Source organism: Burkholderia anthinoferrum, assembly GCF_002925705.1.
GTDB classification, from domain to species: domain Bacteria; phylum Pseudomonadota; class Gammaproteobacteria; order Burkholderiales; family Burkholderiaceae; genus Burkholderia; species Burkholderia semiarida.
The window spans coordinates 43,703-60,960 of sequence record NZ_LFZP01000020.1; the positions used below are offsets into that span (position 1 = coordinate 43,703).

18 protein-coding genes and 1 tRNA gene are annotated in these 17,258 nt (G+C 63.7%); all 19 read left to right on the forward strand.

The window, feature by feature from the left end:
* The first annotated feature begins 7 nt into the window (after positions 1–7).
* The 19 genes from secG to C5F75_RS06720 all read left to right on the forward strand — a co-directional run bounded on the left by secG (position 8) and on the right by C5F75_RS06720 (position 17,130).
* Positions 8–385 (forward strand): preprotein translocase subunit SecG, encoded by a 378-nt coding sequence (gene secG, locus C5F75_RS06630; protein WP_059533209.1) that lies wholly within the window; start codon positions 8–10, stop codon positions 383–385.
* Between the two features lie 110 nt (positions 386–495).
* Positions 496–580, forward strand: a tRNA-Leu gene (locus tag C5F75_RS06635).
* A gap of 153 nt (positions 581–733) precedes the next feature.
* Complete coding sequence (locus tag C5F75_RS06640) at positions 734–1,093, forward strand: NADH-quinone oxidoreductase subunit A (protein WP_006398798.1); 360 nt, start codon at positions 734–736, stop codon at positions 1,091–1,093.
* A gap of 62 nt (positions 1,094–1,155) precedes the next feature.
* On the forward strand, positions 1,156–1,635 hold the full coding sequence (locus C5F75_RS06645) for a NuoB/complex I 20 kDa subunit family protein (RefSeq protein ID WP_006398799.1): 480 nt from the start codon (positions 1,156–1,158) through the stop codon (positions 1,633–1,635).
* 21 nt (positions 1,636–1,656) lie between these two features.
* Positions 1,657–2,259, forward strand: coding sequence for an NADH-quinone oxidoreductase subunit C (locus C5F75_RS06650; protein WP_059583606.1), 603 nt, complete (start codon positions 1,657–1,659; stop codon positions 2,257–2,259).
* Positions 2,260–2,268: 9 nt separating this feature from the next.
* The gene (locus tag C5F75_RS06655; protein WP_059646605.1) at positions 2,269–3,522 is read left to right on the forward strand and encodes an NADH-quinone oxidoreductase subunit D; all 1,254 of its coding nucleotides are present in this window, start codon (positions 2,269–2,271) and stop codon (positions 3,520–3,522) included.
* A 184-nt stretch (positions 3,523–3,706) separates the two neighbouring features.
* Positions 3,707–4,192, forward strand: coding sequence for an NADH-quinone oxidoreductase subunit NuoE (nuoE, locus tag C5F75_RS06660; protein ID WP_006478266.1), 486 nt, complete (start codon positions 3,707–3,709; stop codon positions 4,190–4,192).
* Entirely contained in the window at positions 4,189–5,499 is a 1,311-nt protein-coding gene (nuoF, locus tag C5F75_RS06665; RefSeq protein WP_006478267.1) for an NADH-quinone oxidoreductase subunit NuoF, read from the forward strand. The genes nuoE and nuoF overlap by 4 nt, the downstream gene beginning before the upstream one ends.
* A gap of 81 nt (positions 5,500–5,580) precedes the next feature.
* Positions 5,581–7,911, forward strand: coding sequence for an NADH-quinone oxidoreductase subunit NuoG (nuoG, locus tag C5F75_RS06670; protein ID WP_104011998.1), 2,331 nt, complete (start codon positions 5,581–5,583; stop codon positions 7,909–7,911).
* A complete protein-coding gene (gene nuoH, locus C5F75_RS06675) occupies positions 7,912–8,979 on the forward strand; it encodes an NADH-quinone oxidoreductase subunit NuoH (protein ID WP_034207963.1) in 1,068 nt (355 codons plus the stop codon).
* 15 nt (positions 8,980–8,994) lie between these two features.
* On the forward strand, positions 8,995–9,483 hold the full coding sequence (gene nuoI / locus C5F75_RS06680; RefSeq protein WP_006478270.1) for an NADH-quinone oxidoreductase subunit NuoI: 489 nt from the start codon (positions 8,995–8,997) through the stop codon (positions 9,481–9,483).
* Between the two features lie 112 nt (positions 9,484–9,595).
* Positions 9,596–10,246: an NADH-quinone oxidoreductase subunit J gene (locus tag C5F75_RS06685; RefSeq protein ID WP_011545812.1), complete on the forward strand. Its 651-nt coding sequence runs from the start codon at positions 9,596–9,598 to the stop codon at positions 10,244–10,246.
* A gap of 18 nt (positions 10,247–10,264) precedes the next feature.
* Complete coding sequence (nuoK, locus tag C5F75_RS06690) at positions 10,265–10,570, forward strand: NADH-quinone oxidoreductase subunit NuoK (RefSeq protein ID WP_006478272.1); 306 nt, start codon at positions 10,265–10,267, stop codon at positions 10,568–10,570.
* Positions 10,571–10,587: 17 nt separating this feature from the next.
* A complete protein-coding gene (gene nuoL, locus C5F75_RS06695) occupies positions 10,588–12,642 on the forward strand; it encodes an NADH-quinone oxidoreductase subunit L (RefSeq protein WP_059583601.1) in 2,055 nt (684 codons plus the stop codon).
* A gap of 18 nt (positions 12,643–12,660) precedes the next feature.
* Entirely contained in the window at positions 12,661–14,151 is a 1,491-nt protein-coding gene (locus C5F75_RS06700) for an NADH-quinone oxidoreductase subunit M (protein ID WP_104011999.1), read from the forward strand.
* 39 nt (positions 14,152–14,190) lie between these two features.
* Positions 14,191–15,645 carry an NADH-quinone oxidoreductase subunit NuoN gene (gene nuoN / locus C5F75_RS06705; RefSeq protein ID WP_060966856.1) on the forward strand — a complete coding sequence of 485 codons (1,455 nt, stop codon included), beginning with the start codon at positions 14,191–14,193 and terminating at the stop codon, positions 15,643–15,645.
* Positions 15,645–15,941, forward strand: coding sequence for a DUF2818 family protein (locus C5F75_RS06710; protein WP_059583597.1), 297 nt, complete (start codon positions 15,645–15,647; stop codon positions 15,939–15,941). Before nuoN ends, C5F75_RS06710 begins: the two co-directional genes overlap by 1 nt.
* 39 nt (positions 15,942–15,980) lie before the next feature.
* Positions 15,981–16,571 (forward strand): NUDIX domain-containing protein, encoded by a 591-nt coding sequence (locus C5F75_RS06715; RefSeq protein ID WP_059583595.1) that lies wholly within the window; start codon positions 15,981–15,983, stop codon positions 16,569–16,571.
* A 136-nt stretch (positions 16,572–16,707) separates the two neighbouring features.
* Positions 16,708–17,130, forward strand: coding sequence for a DUF1178 family protein (locus tag C5F75_RS06720; RefSeq protein WP_050016483.1), 423 nt, complete (start codon positions 16,708–16,710; stop codon positions 17,128–17,130).
* The last annotated feature ends 128 nt before the right edge of the window (positions 17,131–17,258 follow it).

Here is a 17,258-nt window from a genome sequence, read left to right on the forward strand (position 1 = left end):
GGGTGTGATGCTGTTATTCAAGACGCTGATTATTGTGGTGCAGGTGCTGTCGGCACTCGGTGTGATTGGGCTCGTGCTGCTGCAGCACGGCAAGGGTGCCGACATGGGCGCCGCCTTCGGCAGCGGCGCGTCGGGCAGCCTGTTCGGCGCGACGGGCTCGGCGAACTTCCTGTCGCGCACGACGGGCATTCTCGCGACGATCTTCTTCGTCGCGACGCTCGCGCTGACTTACCTCGGTTCGTACAAGTCGACGCCGTCGGCGGGCGTGCTCGGCACGGCCGCGACGGCGCCGGCATCGGCCCCTGCGGCATCGGCGCCGGCTGTCGCGGCGTCCGCCGCCGCCGGTTCGGCCGCGAGCGCGCCGGGCCAGGATGTCCCGAAATAAAAAGTTAATTTTTTTGCGGTTGTGCGTTGAACAAATCCAGGACTCGGGTTAGAATTTAATTCTTGAAGCGATTCGCGGGAACCAGCAGCACAACCCGAGTTGCATGCAGTGCCGACGTGGTGAAATTGGTAGACACGCTATCTTGAGGGGGTAGTGGCGAAAGCTGTGCGAGTTCGAGTCTCGCCGTCGGCACCAAAGTTACTCAATGCCAGCCGCTTCTAGTGGCTGGCATTTTTCATTTCTGGGGTGTGCTTGCGGTTGTCTTGCGATCGCCTGTACTCCGAAATGATTCCTTCCGCCGGAAGTGGTATTCTCCGGACGCTCAGAACCAACCGATAGAGGATTGCCTTGAACCTCGCAGCCTATTACCCCGTCTTGTTGTTCCTCCTCGTGGGCACTGGTTTAGGTATAGCGCTGGTCAGCATCGGCAAGCTCCTTGGTCCCAACAAGCCGGACGTCGAGAAGAACGCACCGTACGAGTGCGGCTTCGAAGCCTTTGAAGACGCCCGGATGAAATTCGACGTCCGGTACTACCTCGTCGCCATCCTGTTCATCATCTTCGATCTCGAAACCGCATTCCTGTTCCCGTGGGGCGTCGCGCTCCGGGACATCGGCTGGCCGGGTTTCATCGCAATGATGATTTTTCTGCTCGAATTCCTGCTGGGCTTTGCCTATATCTGGAAGAAAGGCGGGCTCGACTGGGAGTGATGGGTTAATCGCCGGTTTGCATGGGCGGCCGCGCTCGGTCGCTCGTCTGGAGTGGAAAGCAAATGAGTATCGAAGGGGTCTTGAAGGAAGGGTTTGTCACCACGACGGCTGACAAGCTGATCAACTGGACGCGTACCGGCTCGCTGTGGCCGATGACGTTCGGGCTCGCGTGTTGCGCCGTCGAGATGATGCATGCGGGCGCGGCCCGTTACGATCTGGACCGGTTCGGCGTCGTGTTCCGCCCGAGCCCGCGTCAGTCGGACGTGATGATCGTCGCCGGCACGCTGTGCAACAAGATGGCGCCCGCGCTGCGCCGCGTGTACGACCAGATGGCTGAGCCGCGCTGGGTGATCTCGATGGGGTCGTGCGCGAACGGCGGTGGTTACTACCACTACTCGTACTCGGTGGTCCGCGGCTGCGACCGGATCGTGCCGGTCGACGTCTACGTGCCGGGCTGCCCGCCCACGGCCGAGGCGCTGGTCTACGGCGTGATCCAGTTGCAGGCGAAGATCCGCCGCACCAATACCATCGCCCGTCAATAAAGCCCCGAGCGTCCCCTCAATATGGCAAGCAAAATCGAGACCCTGAAGGCGAACCTCGAAGCCGCGCTCGGCGCGCGCGTGGTGAGCCTCACCGAAGCGATCGGTGAATTGACGCTCGTCGTGAAGGCGAGCGATTACCTCGAAGTCGCAAAGACGCTGCGCGACGATCCGAAGCTCCGTTTCGAGCAACTGATCGACCTCTGCGGCGTCGACTACCAGACCTTCGGCGACGGCGCCTACGACGGCCCGCGCTTCGCGGCCGTGTCGCACCTGCTGTCGGTCACGAACAACTGGCGCCTGCGCCTGCGCGTGTTCGCGCCGGACGACGATCTGCCGATCGTGGCGTCGCTGGTCGACATCTGGGCTTCCGCGAACTGGTACGAGCGCGAAGCGTTCGACCTGTACGGCATCGTGTTCGAAGGCCACCCCGACCTGCGCCGCATCCTCACCGACTACGGCTTCATCGGTCACCCGTTCCGCAAGGACTTCCCGGTGTCGGGCTACGTCGAAATGCGTTACGACCCGGAAGAGAAGCGGGTCGTGTACCAGCCGGTGACGATCGAGCCGCGCGAAATCACGCCGCGCGTGATCCGCGAGGATCGCTATGGCGGTCTGAAACATTAAGGGGGCGTCATGGCAGAAATCAAGAACTACACGCTCAACTTCGGCCCGCAGCACCCGGCAGCGCACGGCGTGCTGCGCCTCGTGCTCGAGCTCGACGGCGAAGTCATCCAGCGTGCCGATCCGCACATCGGCCTGCTGCATCGCGCGACGGAAAAGCTCGCCGAATCCAAAACCTTCATCCAGTCCGTGCCGTACATGGACCGTCTCGACTACGTGTCGATGATGGTCAACGAGCACGGCTACGTGCTCGCGATCGAAAAGCTGCTCGGCATCGACGTGCCGGAGCGCGCGCAGTACATCCGCGTGCTGTTCGACGAAATCACGCGCGTGCTGAACCACCTGATGTGGATCGGCGCGCACGCGCTCGACGTCGGCGCGATGGCCGTGTTCCTGTACGCATTCCGTGAACGCGAAGACCTGATGGACGTGTACGAAGCGGTGTCCGGCGCCCGGATGCACGCGGCCTACTATCGTCCGGGCGGCGTCTACCGCGATCTGCCTGACGCAATGCCGCAATACAAGGCGTCGAAGATTCGCAACGAGAAGGCGCTCGCGAAGATGAACGAGGCGCGCAGCGGCTCGGTGCTCGACTTCATCGACGATTTCTTCACGCGCTTCCCGAAGTGCGTCGACGAATACGAAACGCTGCTGACCGACAACCGGATCTGGAAACAGCGTCTGGTCGGGATCGGCGTGGTGAGCCCGGAACGTGCGCTGCAGATGGGCCTGACGGGCCCGATGCTGCGCGGCTCGGGCATCGCGTGGGACCTGCGCAAGAAGCAGCCCTACGAAGTGTACGATCGCATGGATTTCGACGTGCCGGTCGGCGTGAACGGCGATTGCTACGACCGCTATCTGGTGCGCGTCGAAGAAATGCGCCAGTCGGTCCGCATCGCGAAACAGTGTATTGATTGGCTCCGCAAGAATCCGGGGCCGGTGATGACGGACAATCACAAGGTTGCCCCGCCGTCGCGCGTCGGCATGAAGACCAACATGGAAGACTTGATTCACCACTTCAAGCTCTTCACCGAAGGTTTCCATGTGCCGGAAGGCGAAGCGTACGCGGCGGTCGAGCATCCGAAGGGTGAATTCGGCATCTACCTCGTGTCGGACGGCGCCAACAAGCCGTATCGCCTCAAGATTCGCGCGCCGGGTTTCGCGCACCTGGCGTCGCTCGACGAAATGGCGCGCGGTCACATGATCGCCGACGCCGTCACGATCATCGGTACGCAGGACATCGTGTTCGGCGAAATCGATCGCTAATGGTTGCGCCGCCCGCGAGCGCGGGCGGCGAGCAGTCAGTCACACGCGAAGCACCATGCGGTATGCGCCGAACCGGCGCGGCTTCGCAAGCTGTCAACAGAGTGAGCGCCAGGTCTGCCGTCCATGCACCCCAGTGTGCGGCAGGTTGTTCGTTCGGTAGGAATTGAAAGAGTCGTGTCTGAAAATGATCTCAGCTGAAGGCCTGAAGGAAATCGATCGAGCGTTGACGAAGTATCCCGCCGATCAGAAACAGTCCGCCGTGATGTCGGCGTTGGCCGTGGCTCAGGAAGAGCATGGCTGGCTGTCGCCCGAACTGATGCAGTTCGTCGCGGACTATCTCGGCATGCCGGCCGTCGCCGTGCAGGAAGTCGCGACGTTCTACACGATGTACGAGCTCAAACCGGTCGGCAAGCACAAGATCACGCTCTGCACGAACCTGCCGTGCCAGCTCGGCCCGCACGGCGGCGCGGAAGCGACTGCCGACTACCTGAAACAGAAGCTGGGCATCGGCTTCGGCGAGACCACGCCCGACGGCAAGTTCACGCTGAAGGAAGGCGAATGCATGGGCTCGTGCGGCGATGCGCCGGTGCTGCTGGTGAACAATCACAGAATGTGCAGCTTCATGAGCCGCGAGAAGATCGACCAGCTGCTTGAGGAGCTCTCGAAATGACGTCCCTCCACGACCGTCACATCAAACCGCTGATCCTCGCTGGTCTGAACGGCGAGAACTGGCACCTCGAAGATTACGTTGCGCGCGGCGGCTACAAGCAGCTGCGCCGCATTCTCGAAGAAAAGATTCCGCCCGAGCAGGTGATCGCCGACGTGAAGGCGTCGGGCCTGCGCGGCCGCGGCGGTGCGGGCTTCCCGACCGGCCTGAAGTGGAGCTTCATGCCGCGCCAGTTCCCGGGGCAGAAGTACCTCGTCTGCAACTCGGACGAAGGCGAGCCGGGCACGTTCAAAGATCGCGACATCCTGCGCTGGAACCCGCACGCGCTGATCGAAGGCATGGCCATCGGCGCGTATGCGATGGGCATCACCGTCGGCTACAACTACATCCACGGCGAAATCTTCGAAGTGTATCGACGCTTCGAAGCCGCGCTCGATGAAGCGCGCGCGGCCGGGTTCCTCGGCGACAACATCATGGGCTCGGAATTCTCGTTCCAGCTGCACGCGCACCACGGCTACGGCGCGTACATCTGCGGCGAGGAAACGGCGCTGCTCGAGTCGCTCGAAGGCAAGAAGGGCCAGCCGCGCTTCAAGCCGCCGTTCCCGGCGAGCTTCGGCGTGTACGGCAAGCCGACCACGATCAACAACACCGAGACGTTCGCCGCGGTGCCGTTCCTGCTGTCCATCGGGCCGCAGAATTATCTCGAGATCGGCAAGCCGAACAACGGCGGCACGAAGATTTTCTCGGTGTCGGGCGACGTCGAGCGCCCGGGCAACTACGAAGTGCCGCTCGGCACGCCGTTCGCGACGCTGATGGAGCTCGCCGGCGGGATGCGCGGCGGCAAGAAGATCAAGGCCGTGATTCCGGGCGGTTCGTCGGCGCCGGTGATCCCGGGCGACATCATGATGCAGACCGATCTCGACTACGACTCGATCGCGAAGGCGGGCTCGATGCTCGGTTCCGGCGCGGTGATCGTGATGGATGAGACGCGCTGCATGGTGCGCTCGCTGCTGCGCCTGTCGTACTTCTACTACGAGGAATCGTGCGGCCAGTGCACGCCGTGCCGCGAAGGCACCGGCTGGCTGTATCGCGTCGTGAACCGTATCGAGCACGGCGAAGGCCGCCAGGAAGATCTGGACCTGCTGAACTCGGTGGCCGAGAACATCATGGGTCGCACGATCTGTGCACTCGGCGATGCGGCGGCGATGCCGGTACGCGGGATGCTCAAGCACTACTGGGACGAATTCGCGTACCACGTCGAGCACAAGCACTGCATGGTCGGCGGCCACGCGCACGCGGCGGCAGCCTGAGCGAACCCGGTTGCGGAATTTGAGCGCACGGTCGGGCGAACGCGCGAACGGGCGGAAATAGGTTAAGGACCATTCACCATCATGGTTGAACTTGAAATAGACGGCAAGAAGGTCGAGGTGCCCGAAGGCAGCATGGTGATCCAGGCTGCGCACAAGGCGGATACGTACATTCCTCACTTCTGCTATCACAAGAAACTGTCGGTCGCGGCCAATTGCCGGATGTGTCTCGTCGAAGTCGAGAAGATGCCGAAGGCCGTGCCTGCCTGCGCGACCCCCGTGTCGGCCGGCATGATCGTGCGCACGCAATCCGACAAGGCCGTGAAGGCGCAGCAGTCGGTGATGGAATTCCTCCTCATCAATCACCCGCTCGATTGCCCGATCTGCGATCAGGGCGGCGAATGTCAGCTGCAGGATCTGGCTGTCGGCTACGGCAAGTCGTCGTCGCGCTACTCGGAAGAAAAGCGCGTGGTGTTCCACAAGAACGTGGGCCCGCTGATCTCGATGGAAGAGATGTCGCGCTGCATCCACTGCACGCGCTGCGTCCGCTTCGGCCAGGAAATCGCCGGCGTGATGGAGTTCGGCATGCTGGGCCGCGGCGAGCACTCGGAAATCACGACGTTCGTCGGCAAGACGGTCGACTCCGAAATGTCGGGCAACATGATCGACCTGTGCCCGGTCGGCGCGCTGACCAGCAAGCCGTTCCGCTACAGCGCCCGTACGTGGGAACTGTCGCGCCGCAAGTCGGTGAGCCCGCACGATTCCGTCGGCGCGAACCTCGTCGTGCAGGTGAAGAACAACCGCGTGATGCGCGTGCTGCCGTTCGAGAACGAAGCGATCAACGAATGCTGGATCTCGGACAAGGACCGCTTCTCGTATGAAGCCCTCAACAGCGAAGAGCGCCTGACGAAGCCGATGCTGAAGCAGGGCGGCCGGTGGATCGAAACCGACTGGCAGACCGCGCTCGAATACGTCGCGAAGGGCCTGAAGGGCATCGCCGCGGATCACGGCGCGAACGCGCTGGCGATGCTCGCGAGCGCGCACAGCACCGCGGAAGAGCTGTTCCTCGTGAAGCAGCTCGCCAACGAACTGAACACGCCGAACGTCGACTTCCGTCTGCGTCAGCAGGATTTCTCGGCGCCGGTCCAGGGCGCGCCGTGGCTCGGCATGCCGATCGCCGATCTGTCGAACGTGGACGCCGCGTTCGTCGTCGGTTCGTTCCTGCGCCGCGACCACCCGCTGTTCGCATCGCGCCTGCGTCAGGCGGCGAAGAACGGCGCGAAGCTGCACTTCCTGCACGCGACCGCCGACGATTCGCTGATCCCGACCGCGCAACGCATCGTCGCCGCGCCGTCCGCGTGGCTCGACGAGCTGGCCGGCATCGCCGCGGCCGTCGCGCAGCTGCGCGGCGTCGCGCTGCCCGACGCGCTCGCAGGCGTGACGGCGTCGCCGGCGGCCCAGGCTGTCGCGCAGTCGCTCGCGAACGGCGAACGCCGCGCGGTGCTGCTCGGCAACGTCGCGGTCCGTCATCCGCAATTCGCGAAGCTGCACGCCGTCGCGCAGTGGATCGCCGACAACACCGGCGCCACGTTCGGTTTCCTGACGGAAGCGGCGAACACGGTCGGTGCGCACGTCGTCGGCGCGCTGCCGGGCGAAGGCGGCCTGAATGCACGCGAAGCATTCGCGCAGCCGCGCAAGGGCTACGTGCTGCTGAACGTCGAACCGGAATTCGACACCGCCGATCCGGCACAGGCATTGGCCGCGCTGAACCAGGCGGAGATGGTCGTCGTGATGTCGCCGTTCAAGCACGGCCTCGACTACGCCGACGTGCTGCTGCCCGTCGCACCGTTCACGGAAACGGCCGGTACGTTCGTCAACGCGGAAGGCACCGTGCAGAGCTTCAACGGCGTCGTGCGCCCGCTCGGCGACACACGCCCCGCCTGGAAGGTGCTGCGCGTGCTCGGCAGCCTGCTCGGCCTGCCGAACTTCGAATACGAGACCGCGGAAGAAGTGCGTGTCGCCGCGCTCGGCGACGCCGGCGTCGCGGGCCGCCTGTCGAACCAGACGTCGGTCGCGCCGGCCCGCGCCGCGGCGAATGCCGCGAGCGGCGGTTTCGAGCGCCTGGCCGACGTGCCGATCTATCATGCTGACGCGCTCGTGCGCCGCGCAGGTGCGCTGCATCTGACGGCCGCCGCGAAGGCGGCGCATGCCGCAGCCCTGCCGGCCGCGCTGTTCGACAAGCTGGGCTTGAAGGAAGGCGACGCCGTGCGCGTGCGCCAGGGCGAGCGTGCGGTGCAGTTGCCGGCTGTGCGCGACGCGAATCTTGCGGAGACGGTCGTTCGCGTGTCGGCGGCGACGCCTGCCGGCGCAGCGCTCGGCAGCCTGTCCGGTGAACTGGTGGTGGAGAAGGCGTAAATGAGCTTGTTCGATACGATCAACGCGGGCGGGGCCGAGCTTCTCGGCTTCGCGTGGCCGACGGTGTGGGCAGTCGTGCGCATCCTCGTCGTCTCCGTCGTCATCCTGCTGTGCGTCGCGTACCTGATTCTCTGGGAGCGCAAGCTGATCGGCTGGATGCACGTGCGTCTCGGCCCGAACCGCGTCGGCCCCGGCGGCCTGCTGCAGCCGATCGCCGACGTGCTGAAGCTGCTGCTGAAGGAAGTCATTCAGCCGAGCGCCGCCAGCCGCTGGCTGTACCTGATCGCGCCGGTGATGACCGTCGTGCCGGCGTTCGCCGTGTGGGCGGTGATCCCGTTCCAGGCGGAAGCCGTGCTCGCGAACGTGAACGCGGGCCTGCTGTACGCGATGGCGATCTCGTCGATCGGCGTGTACGCGGTGATTCTGGCCGGCTGGGCGTCGAACTCGAAGTACGCGTTCCTCGGCGCGATGCGCGCCGCGGCACAGATGGTGTCGTACGAAATCTCGATGGGCTTCGCGCTGGTGCTCGTGCTGATGACGGCCGGCAGCCTGAACCTGTCGGAAATCGTCGGTTCGCAGCAGCACGGCTTTTTCGCCGGCCACGGCGTGAACTTCCTGTCGTGGAACTGGCTGCCGCTGCTGCCGGCGTTCGTCGTCTACTTCATCTCGGGCATCGCCGAAACGAACCGTCACCCGTTCGACGTGGTGGAAGGGGAGTCGGAGATCGTCGCGGGTCACATGATCGATTACTCGGGCATGGCGTTCGCGCTGTTCTTCCTCGCCGAGTACATCAACATGATCGTGATCTCGGCACTGGCCGCGACGCTGTTCCTCGGCGGCTGGGACGCCCCGTTCGAATTCCTGTCGTTCATCCCGGGCATCTTCTGGCTGGTGCTGAAGGTCTTCGCGCTGCTGTCGGTGTTCATCTGGGTCCGCGCGACGTTCCCGCGCTTCCGTTACGACCAGATCATGCGTCTGGGCTGGAAGGTGTTCCTGCCCGTCACGGTGATCTGGGTGGTCGTGGTCGGCTTCTGGATGATGTCGCCGCTGAACATCTGGGTGAAGTAAAGATCGGACGAAATCATGACGGCAATCCAACACTTCTTTAAGACTTTCTTCCTGACCGAGCTGCTGAAGGGGCTCGCGCTGACCGGTCGTTACACGTTCAAGCGCAAGTTCACCGTGCAGTTCCCGGAAGAGAAGACCCCGATTTCGCCGCGTTTCCGCGGGCTGCACGCACTGCGCCGCTATGAAAACGGTGAAGAGCGCTGCATCGCGTGCAAGCTGTGCGAGGCCGTGTGCCCCGCGCTGGCGATCACGATCGAGTCGGAAACGCGCGCGGACAACACGCGCCGCACGACGCGCTACGACATCGACCTGACGAAGTGCATCTTCTGCGGTTTCTGCGAAGAGAGCTGCCCGGTCGATTCGATCGTCGAGACGCAGATTCTCGAGTACCACGGCGAAAAGCGCGGCGACCTGTATTTCACGAAGGAAATGCTGCTCGCGGTGGGCGACCGCTACGAGAAGGACATCGCCGCGGCGAAGGCTGCCGACGCGCCGTATCGTTGATTGTGTTTGCAGTGCCGGCCCGGCATGAACGATGAACGGGCCGAGCCGCCGCGACGGGTGCGGGCGTCCCGCAAGCCGCGCCTGACTATGGCCTAACGATGAACCGGTAATCATGGAATTCACGACCGTACTGTTCTACATCTTCGCGCTGCTCCTGGTGGTATCAGGGCTGAAGGTGATCACTTCGCGCAACCCGGTGGCGTCTGCGCTTTTCCTTGTGCTGGCGTTCTTCAACGCCGCCGCGATCTGGATGCTGCTGGAGGCCGAATTCCTCGCGATCCTGCTGGTTCTGGTCTACGTGGGCGCGGTGATGGTGCTGTTCCTGTTCGTCGTGATGATGCTGGACATCAACATCGACTACCTGCGCCGCGACTTCAAGCGCTTCGTCCCGATGGCAACCGTGGTCGGCGCGATCATCGTGATCGAAACCGCGCTGATCCTGTGGCGCGGCTACGGCGACACGCACACCGTGCATGCGATGGCGACGGGCGAGATGGCCAACTGGTCGAATACGCGCCTGATCGGCAAGGTGATCTACACCGACTACATCTTCGCGTTCGAAATCGCCGGCCTCGTGCTGCTGGTCGCGATCATTGCCGCGATCGGGCTGACCGAGCGCAAGGGCAAGGACAGCAAGCGCCAGCGCGTGTCGGATCAGGTCAAGGTGCGCCGCAACGACCGCGTGCGCCTCGTGAAGATGGAAGCGGACAAGCCGCAGCCGGAAACGGCGCAGAGCGAAGCCGGCTCGGGCACCAACGGCTAAGCGGAGGAAAAGAAAACCATGCTGACTCTTGCTCACTACCTTGTGCTCGGCGCGATCCTCTTTGCGATCGCGATCGTCGGGATCTTCCTGAACCGCCGCAATGTCATCATCATCCTGATGTCGATCGAACTGATGCTGCTGGCGGTGAACACCAACTTCGTCGCGTTCTCGCATTACCTCGGCGACGTACACGGCCAGATCTTCGTGTTCTTCGTGCTGACCGTCGCCGCAGCGGAAGCCGCGATCGGTCTCGCGATTCTGGTGACCCTGTTCCGTAAGCTCGACACGATCAATGTCGAGGATCTCGATCAGCTCAAAGGTTAATTTCAGGCAACGCTGTTATGTCAACGACACTCAATGAAAACCTGCTGCTGGCGATTCCGCTCGCTCCGCTGGCCGGCTCGCTGATTGCGGGGCTGTTCGGGAACGCAGTCGGGCGCAAGGGCGCACACCGGATCACGATCCTCGGCGTATTGATCGCGTTCCTCCTGTCGGCGAAAGTCTTCCTCGACGTGATGGGCGGCGCGAGTTTCAACGCGACCGTCTACGAATGGATGAACGTCGGCTCGCTGAAGCTCGAGGTCGGCTTCCTCGTCGATTCGCTGACCGCGATGATGATGGTCGTCGTGACCTTCGTCTCGCTGATGGTGCACGTATACACGATCGGCTACATGGCGGAAGAGGACGGCTACCAGCGCTTCTTCTCGTACATCTCGCTGTTCACGTTCTCGATGCTGATGCTCGTGATGAGCAACAACTTCCTGCAGCTGTTCTTCGGCTGGGAAGCGGTGGGTCTGGTGTCGTACCTGCTGATCGGCTTCTACTTCACGCGCGAAAGCGCGATCTACGCGAACATGAAGGCGTTCCTCGTGAACCGCGTGGGCGACTTCGGCTTCCTGCTCGGCATCGGCCTGCTGCTCGCGTTCGCCGGCTCGATGAACTACGGCGAAGTGTTCGCGAAGCGCGCGGAGCTCGCGAGCCTGCACTTCCCGGGCACCGACTGGGGCCTGCTGACCGTTGCCTGTATCTGCCTGTTCATCGGCGCGATGGGTAAATCGGCCCAGTTCCCGCTGCATGTGTGGCTGCCCGATTCGATGGAAGGCCCGACCCCGATCTCGGCGCTGATTCACGCGGCGACGATGGTGACGGCCGGCATCTTCATGGTGTCGCGCATGTCGCCGCTGTTCGAGCTGTCGGATACCGCGCTGTCGTTCATCACGGTGATCGGCGCGATCACGGCGCTCTTCATGGGCTTCCTCGGCATCGTCCAGAACGACATCAAGCGCGTGGTCGCGTACTCGACGCTGTCGCAGCTCGGCTACATGACCGTCGCGCTCGGCGTGTCCGCTTACCCGGTCGCCGTGTTCCACCTGATGACGCACGCGTTCTTCAAGGCGCTGCTGTTCCTCGGCGCCGGCTCGGTCATCATGGGCATGCACCACGACCAGGACATGCGCAACATGGGCGGCCTGCGCAAGTACATGCCGATCACGTGGATCACGTCGCTCGTCGGCTCGCTCGCGCTGATCGGCACGCCGTTCTTCTCGGGCTTCTACTCGAAGGACTCGATCATCGACGCGGTGAAGCTGTCGCACCTGCCGGGCTCGGGCTTCGCCTACTTCGCGGTCGTGGCGAGCGTGTTCGTCACCGCGCTGTACTCGTTCCGCATGTACTTCCTGGTGTTCCACGGCGAAGAGCGCTTCCGCAAGCCGAAGCATCCGGAGTCGCCGATGGGCATGGCAGCCGCGCACGGCCACGACGATCACGGTCATGGCCACGGTCATGACGACCACGCGCACGAGCCGCACGAGACCCCGTGGGTCGTGTGGGTGCCGCTGGTCCTGCTGGCGATCCCGTCGGTGATCATCGGCGCGATCGCGATCAGCCCGATGCTGTTCGGCGATTTCTTCCAGCACGGCGTCGCGTTCGACAAGGTGATCTTCATCGGCGAAAACCATCCGGCGCTGGCCGAGATGGCCGAGGAGTTCCACGGCTGGGTGGGCATGGGCCTGCACTCGGTGTCGGGCCTGCCGGTGTGGCTCGCGCTTGCCGGTGTCGTCGTCGCGTGGTTCCTGTACCTGAAGCGTCCGGAGCTGCCGGCGTCGATCCGCCGTGCGTTCGGCCCGATCTACACGCTGCTGGACAACAAGTACTACATGGACAAGATCAACGAAGTGGTGTTCGCCCGCGGTTCGGTGGCGATCGGCCGCGGCCTGTGGAAGGAGGGCGACGTCGTGGTGATCGACGGCCTCGTCAACGGCAGCGCCCGGTTCATCGGCTGGTTCGCCGGCGTGATCCGCTTCCTCCAATCCGGTTACATCTATCACTACGCGTTCGCCATGATCATCGGCATGCTGGGGCTCCTGACCCTGTTTGTAACGCTCGGCGGCAAATAAGGCGGGGAGACAACACTAATGCACGCTTTTCCGATTCTCAGTACCGCGATCTGGCTGCCGATCGTTTTCGGCCTCCTCGTGCTGGCGGTGGGTAACGACAAAAATCCGGGGACGGCTCGCTGGGTCGCGCTGATCGGCGCGCTGCTCGGCCTCGCGGTCACGATCCCGCTGATCACGGGCTTCGACTCCAGCACCGCTGCGCTGCAGTTCGTCGAGAAGTCGACGTGGATCCAGCGCTTCGACATCGCGTATCACCTCGGCGTCGACGGCATCTCGATGTGGTTCGTCGTGCTGACCGCGCTGATCACGGTGATCGTCGTGATCGCCGCCTGGGAAGTGATCACCGAGAACGTCGCGCAGTACCTCGCGGCGTTCCTGATCCTGTCCGGGATCATGATCGGCGTATTCTCGGCGGCCGACGGCCTGCTGTTCTACGTGTTCTTCGAGGCGACCCTGATCCCGATGTACATCATCATCGGCGTGTGGGGTGGCCCGAACCGCGTGTATGCGGCGTTCAAGTTCTTCCTGTACACGCTGGCCGGCTCGCTGCTGATGCTGGTCGCGCTGATTTACCTGTACACGGAAACGCACTCGTTCGACCTCGCGACGTGGCAGAACGCGAAAATCGCGATGACGCCGCAGATCCTGCTGTTCATTGCGTTCTTCCTCGCGTTCGCGGTGAAGGTGCCGATGTGGCCGGTGCACACGTGGCTGCCGGACGCGCACGTGGAAGCGCCGACGGGCGGCTCGGTCGTGCTGGCGGCGATCATGCTCAAGCTCGGCGCATACGGTTTCCTGCGCTTCTCGCTGCCGATCACGCCTGACGCGAGCCACTTCCTGGCGCCCGTCGTGATCACGCTGTCGCTGATCGCGGTGATCTACATCGGTCTCGTCGCGATGGTGCAGCCCGACATGAAGAAGCTGGTCGCGTATTCGTCGATCGCGCACATGGGTTTCGTCACGCTCGGCTTCTTCATCTTCAACCAGCTCGGCGTCGAAGGCGCGATCGTCCAGATGATCTCGCACGGCTTCGTGTCGGGCGCGATGTTCCTATGCATCGGCGTGCTGTACGACCGTGTGCACTCGCGCCAGATCGCCGACTACGGCGGCGTCGTCAACGTGATGCCGAAGTTCGCGGCGTTCGCGATGCTGTTCTCGATGGCCAACTGCGGCCTGCCGGGTACGTCCGGTTTCGTCGGCGAGTTCATGGTGATTCTCGCGGCCGTCCAGTACAACTTCTGGATCGCATTCGGCGCGGCGTTCACGCTGATCCTCGGCGCGGCCTACACGCTGTGGATGTACAAGCGCGTGTATTTCGGCGCGGTCGCGAACGATCACGTCGCCAAGCTGAAGGACATCGGCCGTCGTGAATTCCTGATGCTGGCCGTGCTCGCCGCGTTCACGCTGCTGATGGGCCTGTATCCGAAGCCTTTCACCGACGTGATGCACGTTTCCGTCGAAAACCTCCTCTCCCACGTCGCGCAGTCGAAGCTGCCGCTGGCCCAGTAATCGCGAGCGGAGGAACTCAAGATCATGCAAAACGCCCCTATGAATGTCCTGTTGCCTGACGCGCTGGTGCTGGCCGCCATCGTCGTCGCATGGCTGAACGACACCTTTACCGGTGCGTCCGGCCGCCGCCTGACCTATCTGATCGCGGTCGTCTCGTCGATCGTCGCCGGCGTGTGGTTCGCGGTCCAGGCGCTCGACCCGCAGCAGTACTACTTCTTCTCGAAGATGGTCGTCGTCGACTCGTTCGCGAGCATGATGAAGGCTGTCGTGTCGTTCGGTTTCGCGGTCTCGCTCGTCTATTCGCGCAAGTACCTCGAAGACCGCGACATGTTCCGCGGCGACGTGTTCCTGCTCGGCATGTTCTCGCTGCTCGGCCAGCTGGTCATGGTGTCGGGCAACAACTTCCTGACGCTGTACCTCGGTCTCGAACTGATGTCGCTGTCGCTGTACGCGGTCATCGCGCTGCGCCGCGACGCCGCGCAGTCGAGCGAAGCCGCGATGAAGTACTACGTGCTGGGCGCGCTCGCATCGGGCTTCGTGCTGTACGGCATCTCGATGCTCTACGGCGCGACCGGCTCGCTCGAGCTCGGCGAAGTGTACAAGGCGGTCGGCGGCAACACCGACGCGGCCGTGCTGATGTTCGGCGTGATCTTCATCGTCGCCGGTATCGCGTTCAAGCTCGGCGCCGTGCCGTTCCACATGTGGGTGCCGGACGTCTACCAGGGCGCGCCGACCGCGATGACGCTGTTCGTCGGCGGCGGCCCGAAGGTTGCCGCGTTCGCGTGGGGCCTGCGCTTCCTGGTGATGGGCCTGCTGCCGCTCGCGCAGAACTGGCAGACCGCGCTCGTGATCCTCGCCGCGCTGTCGCTGATCGTCGGCAACATCACCGGTATCGTCCAGCGCAACATCAAGCGGATGCTCGCGTACTCGGCGATCTCGAACATGGGCTTCGTGCTGCTCGGCCTGCTCGCCGGCATCGTGAAGGGCGACGCGGCGGCGCCGGCGAACGCCTACAGCTCGGCGATGTTCTACGCGATCGTCTACCTGATCACGACGCTCGGCTCGTTCGGCGTGGTGATGCTGCTCGCGCGCCGCGATTTCGAAGCCGAAACGATCGACGACTTCAAGGGCCTCAACAAGCGCAGCCCGGTGTTCGCGTTCGTGATGATGGTCATGATGTTCTCGCTGGCCGGCATTCCGCCGACCGTCGGCTTCTACGCGAAGCTCGCGGTGCTCGAGGCGACCGTCAACGCGGGCCTCACGTGGCTGGCCGTGCTGGCCGTGATCACGTCGCTGTTCGGCGCGTTCTACTACCTGCGCATCGTCAAGCTGATGTACTTCGATGCGCCGCAGGATTCGACGCCGATCTCGGGCGATTTCTGCAAGCGCACGATTCTCGTGCTGAACGGCCTGGCCGTCGTCGTGCTCGGCCTGATCCCGAGCCCGCTGCTGACCGCCTGCCTGCAGGCAATCCGCCACACGCTGCCGCTGTAATGTCGGCAGCCGGCTGGTTCATCGTGCTGTTGGCGCTCGTATGCGCCAACCTGCCGTTCCTGAACCAACGCCTCTTCGCCGTCGTGCCGTTCGGCGCGACGAAGAAGAGTGCGTGGGTGCGGATCGGCGAGCTGATCGTGCTGTACTTCATCGTCGGCGCGCTCGGCTTCTGGCTCGAGTCGCGCGCCGGCAACCGCTTCGAACAGGGCTGGCAGTTTTACGCGATCACGTTCAGTCTCTTCGTCGTGTTCGCGTTTCCCGGCTTCACGTTCCAGTATCTCGTCAAACGACGCTGACGGCTTCGGCCGTCCGTCGTGCTCATCCAGGAGCCGCCGATGGCCGAACTACCCAATCACGACGCCGCACTGACCGAAACCTGCCTCGAGAGCGAGGCGATCTTCGAAGGCGCGTTCCTCAAGCTCAAGCGCGATACCGTCCGTCTGCCGGACGGCAAGAAAGCCACGCGCGAATACGTGCAGCATCCGGGCGCGGTGATGGTGATCCCGCTGTTCGACGACGGCCGCGTGCTGATGGAGAGCCAGTTCCGCTATCCGATCGGCAAGGTGATGGCCGAATTCCCGGCCGGCAAGCTCGATCCGAACGAAGGCGCGCTCGCGTGCGCGGCGCGCGAGCTGCGTGAGGAAACGGGCTACACGGCGCGCGAATACGTGTTCCTGGCCCGCATTCACCCGATCATTTCCTATTCGACCGAATTCATCGACCTGTACCTCGCGCGCGGGCTGACGGCCGGCGAGCGCAAGCTCGACGAAGGCGAATTCCTCGAAACCTTCACCGCGACGCTGGACGACCTGCAGGAGTGGGTGCGCACGGGCCAGATCTCCGACGTGAAGACGATCATCGGCACCATGTGGCTCGACAAGGTGCTGTCCGGCACGTGGCCGCTCGGCCCGGTCGTCACGCCCTGAGCGCGGCGTCGGCGGCGGCCGGGGCGCCGCGTTACAATCTGGCGACGCAGTGCGTTCGCGCTGCGCAATCCGGATTTAGCACGATCGTTCACAAAACCGCTTTTTGCGCTACACTCGTCACACGCCCTGATTCAGCATGAAGGTCCTCGATTTACAGTGTCCGCACGGTCATCGGTTCGAAGGCTGGTTCGCTTCCGCCGATGAATTCGAAGCGCAGTTGTCCCGCAAGCTGGTCGAATGTCCGGTGTGCGGAACGACGGAGATCAACCGGATGCCGTCGGCGCCGCGCCTGAACCTGTCGGGCGCGACGCAGCCGCAGCCGGCCGATCCGCGTGCGCTGCAGGCGCAGGTGATGCGCGCGCTGCGCGAGGTGCTGGAGAAGACCGAGAACGTGGGCGAGCGCTTCGCCGAGGAAGCGCGGCGCATTCATTACAACGAGGCGCCGGCACGCAGCATTCGTGGCGTCACGACGCCGGAGGATGCGCAGTCCTTGGTCGAAGAAGGCATCGATGTGATGCCGCTGCCGATTCCTGCCGCGCTGAAAGAACCGCTGCAATGACGTACGCAGTGTGTCCTTGGCCGGGCCGGACGGTCGCGGCCAGCCTTGCATGAGATCGGAGCAGGCGCTAAAGCGCGAACTCGGGTCGACCGCCGTGGGGGTGGAGTAAGCGCTAAAGCGCCAACTCC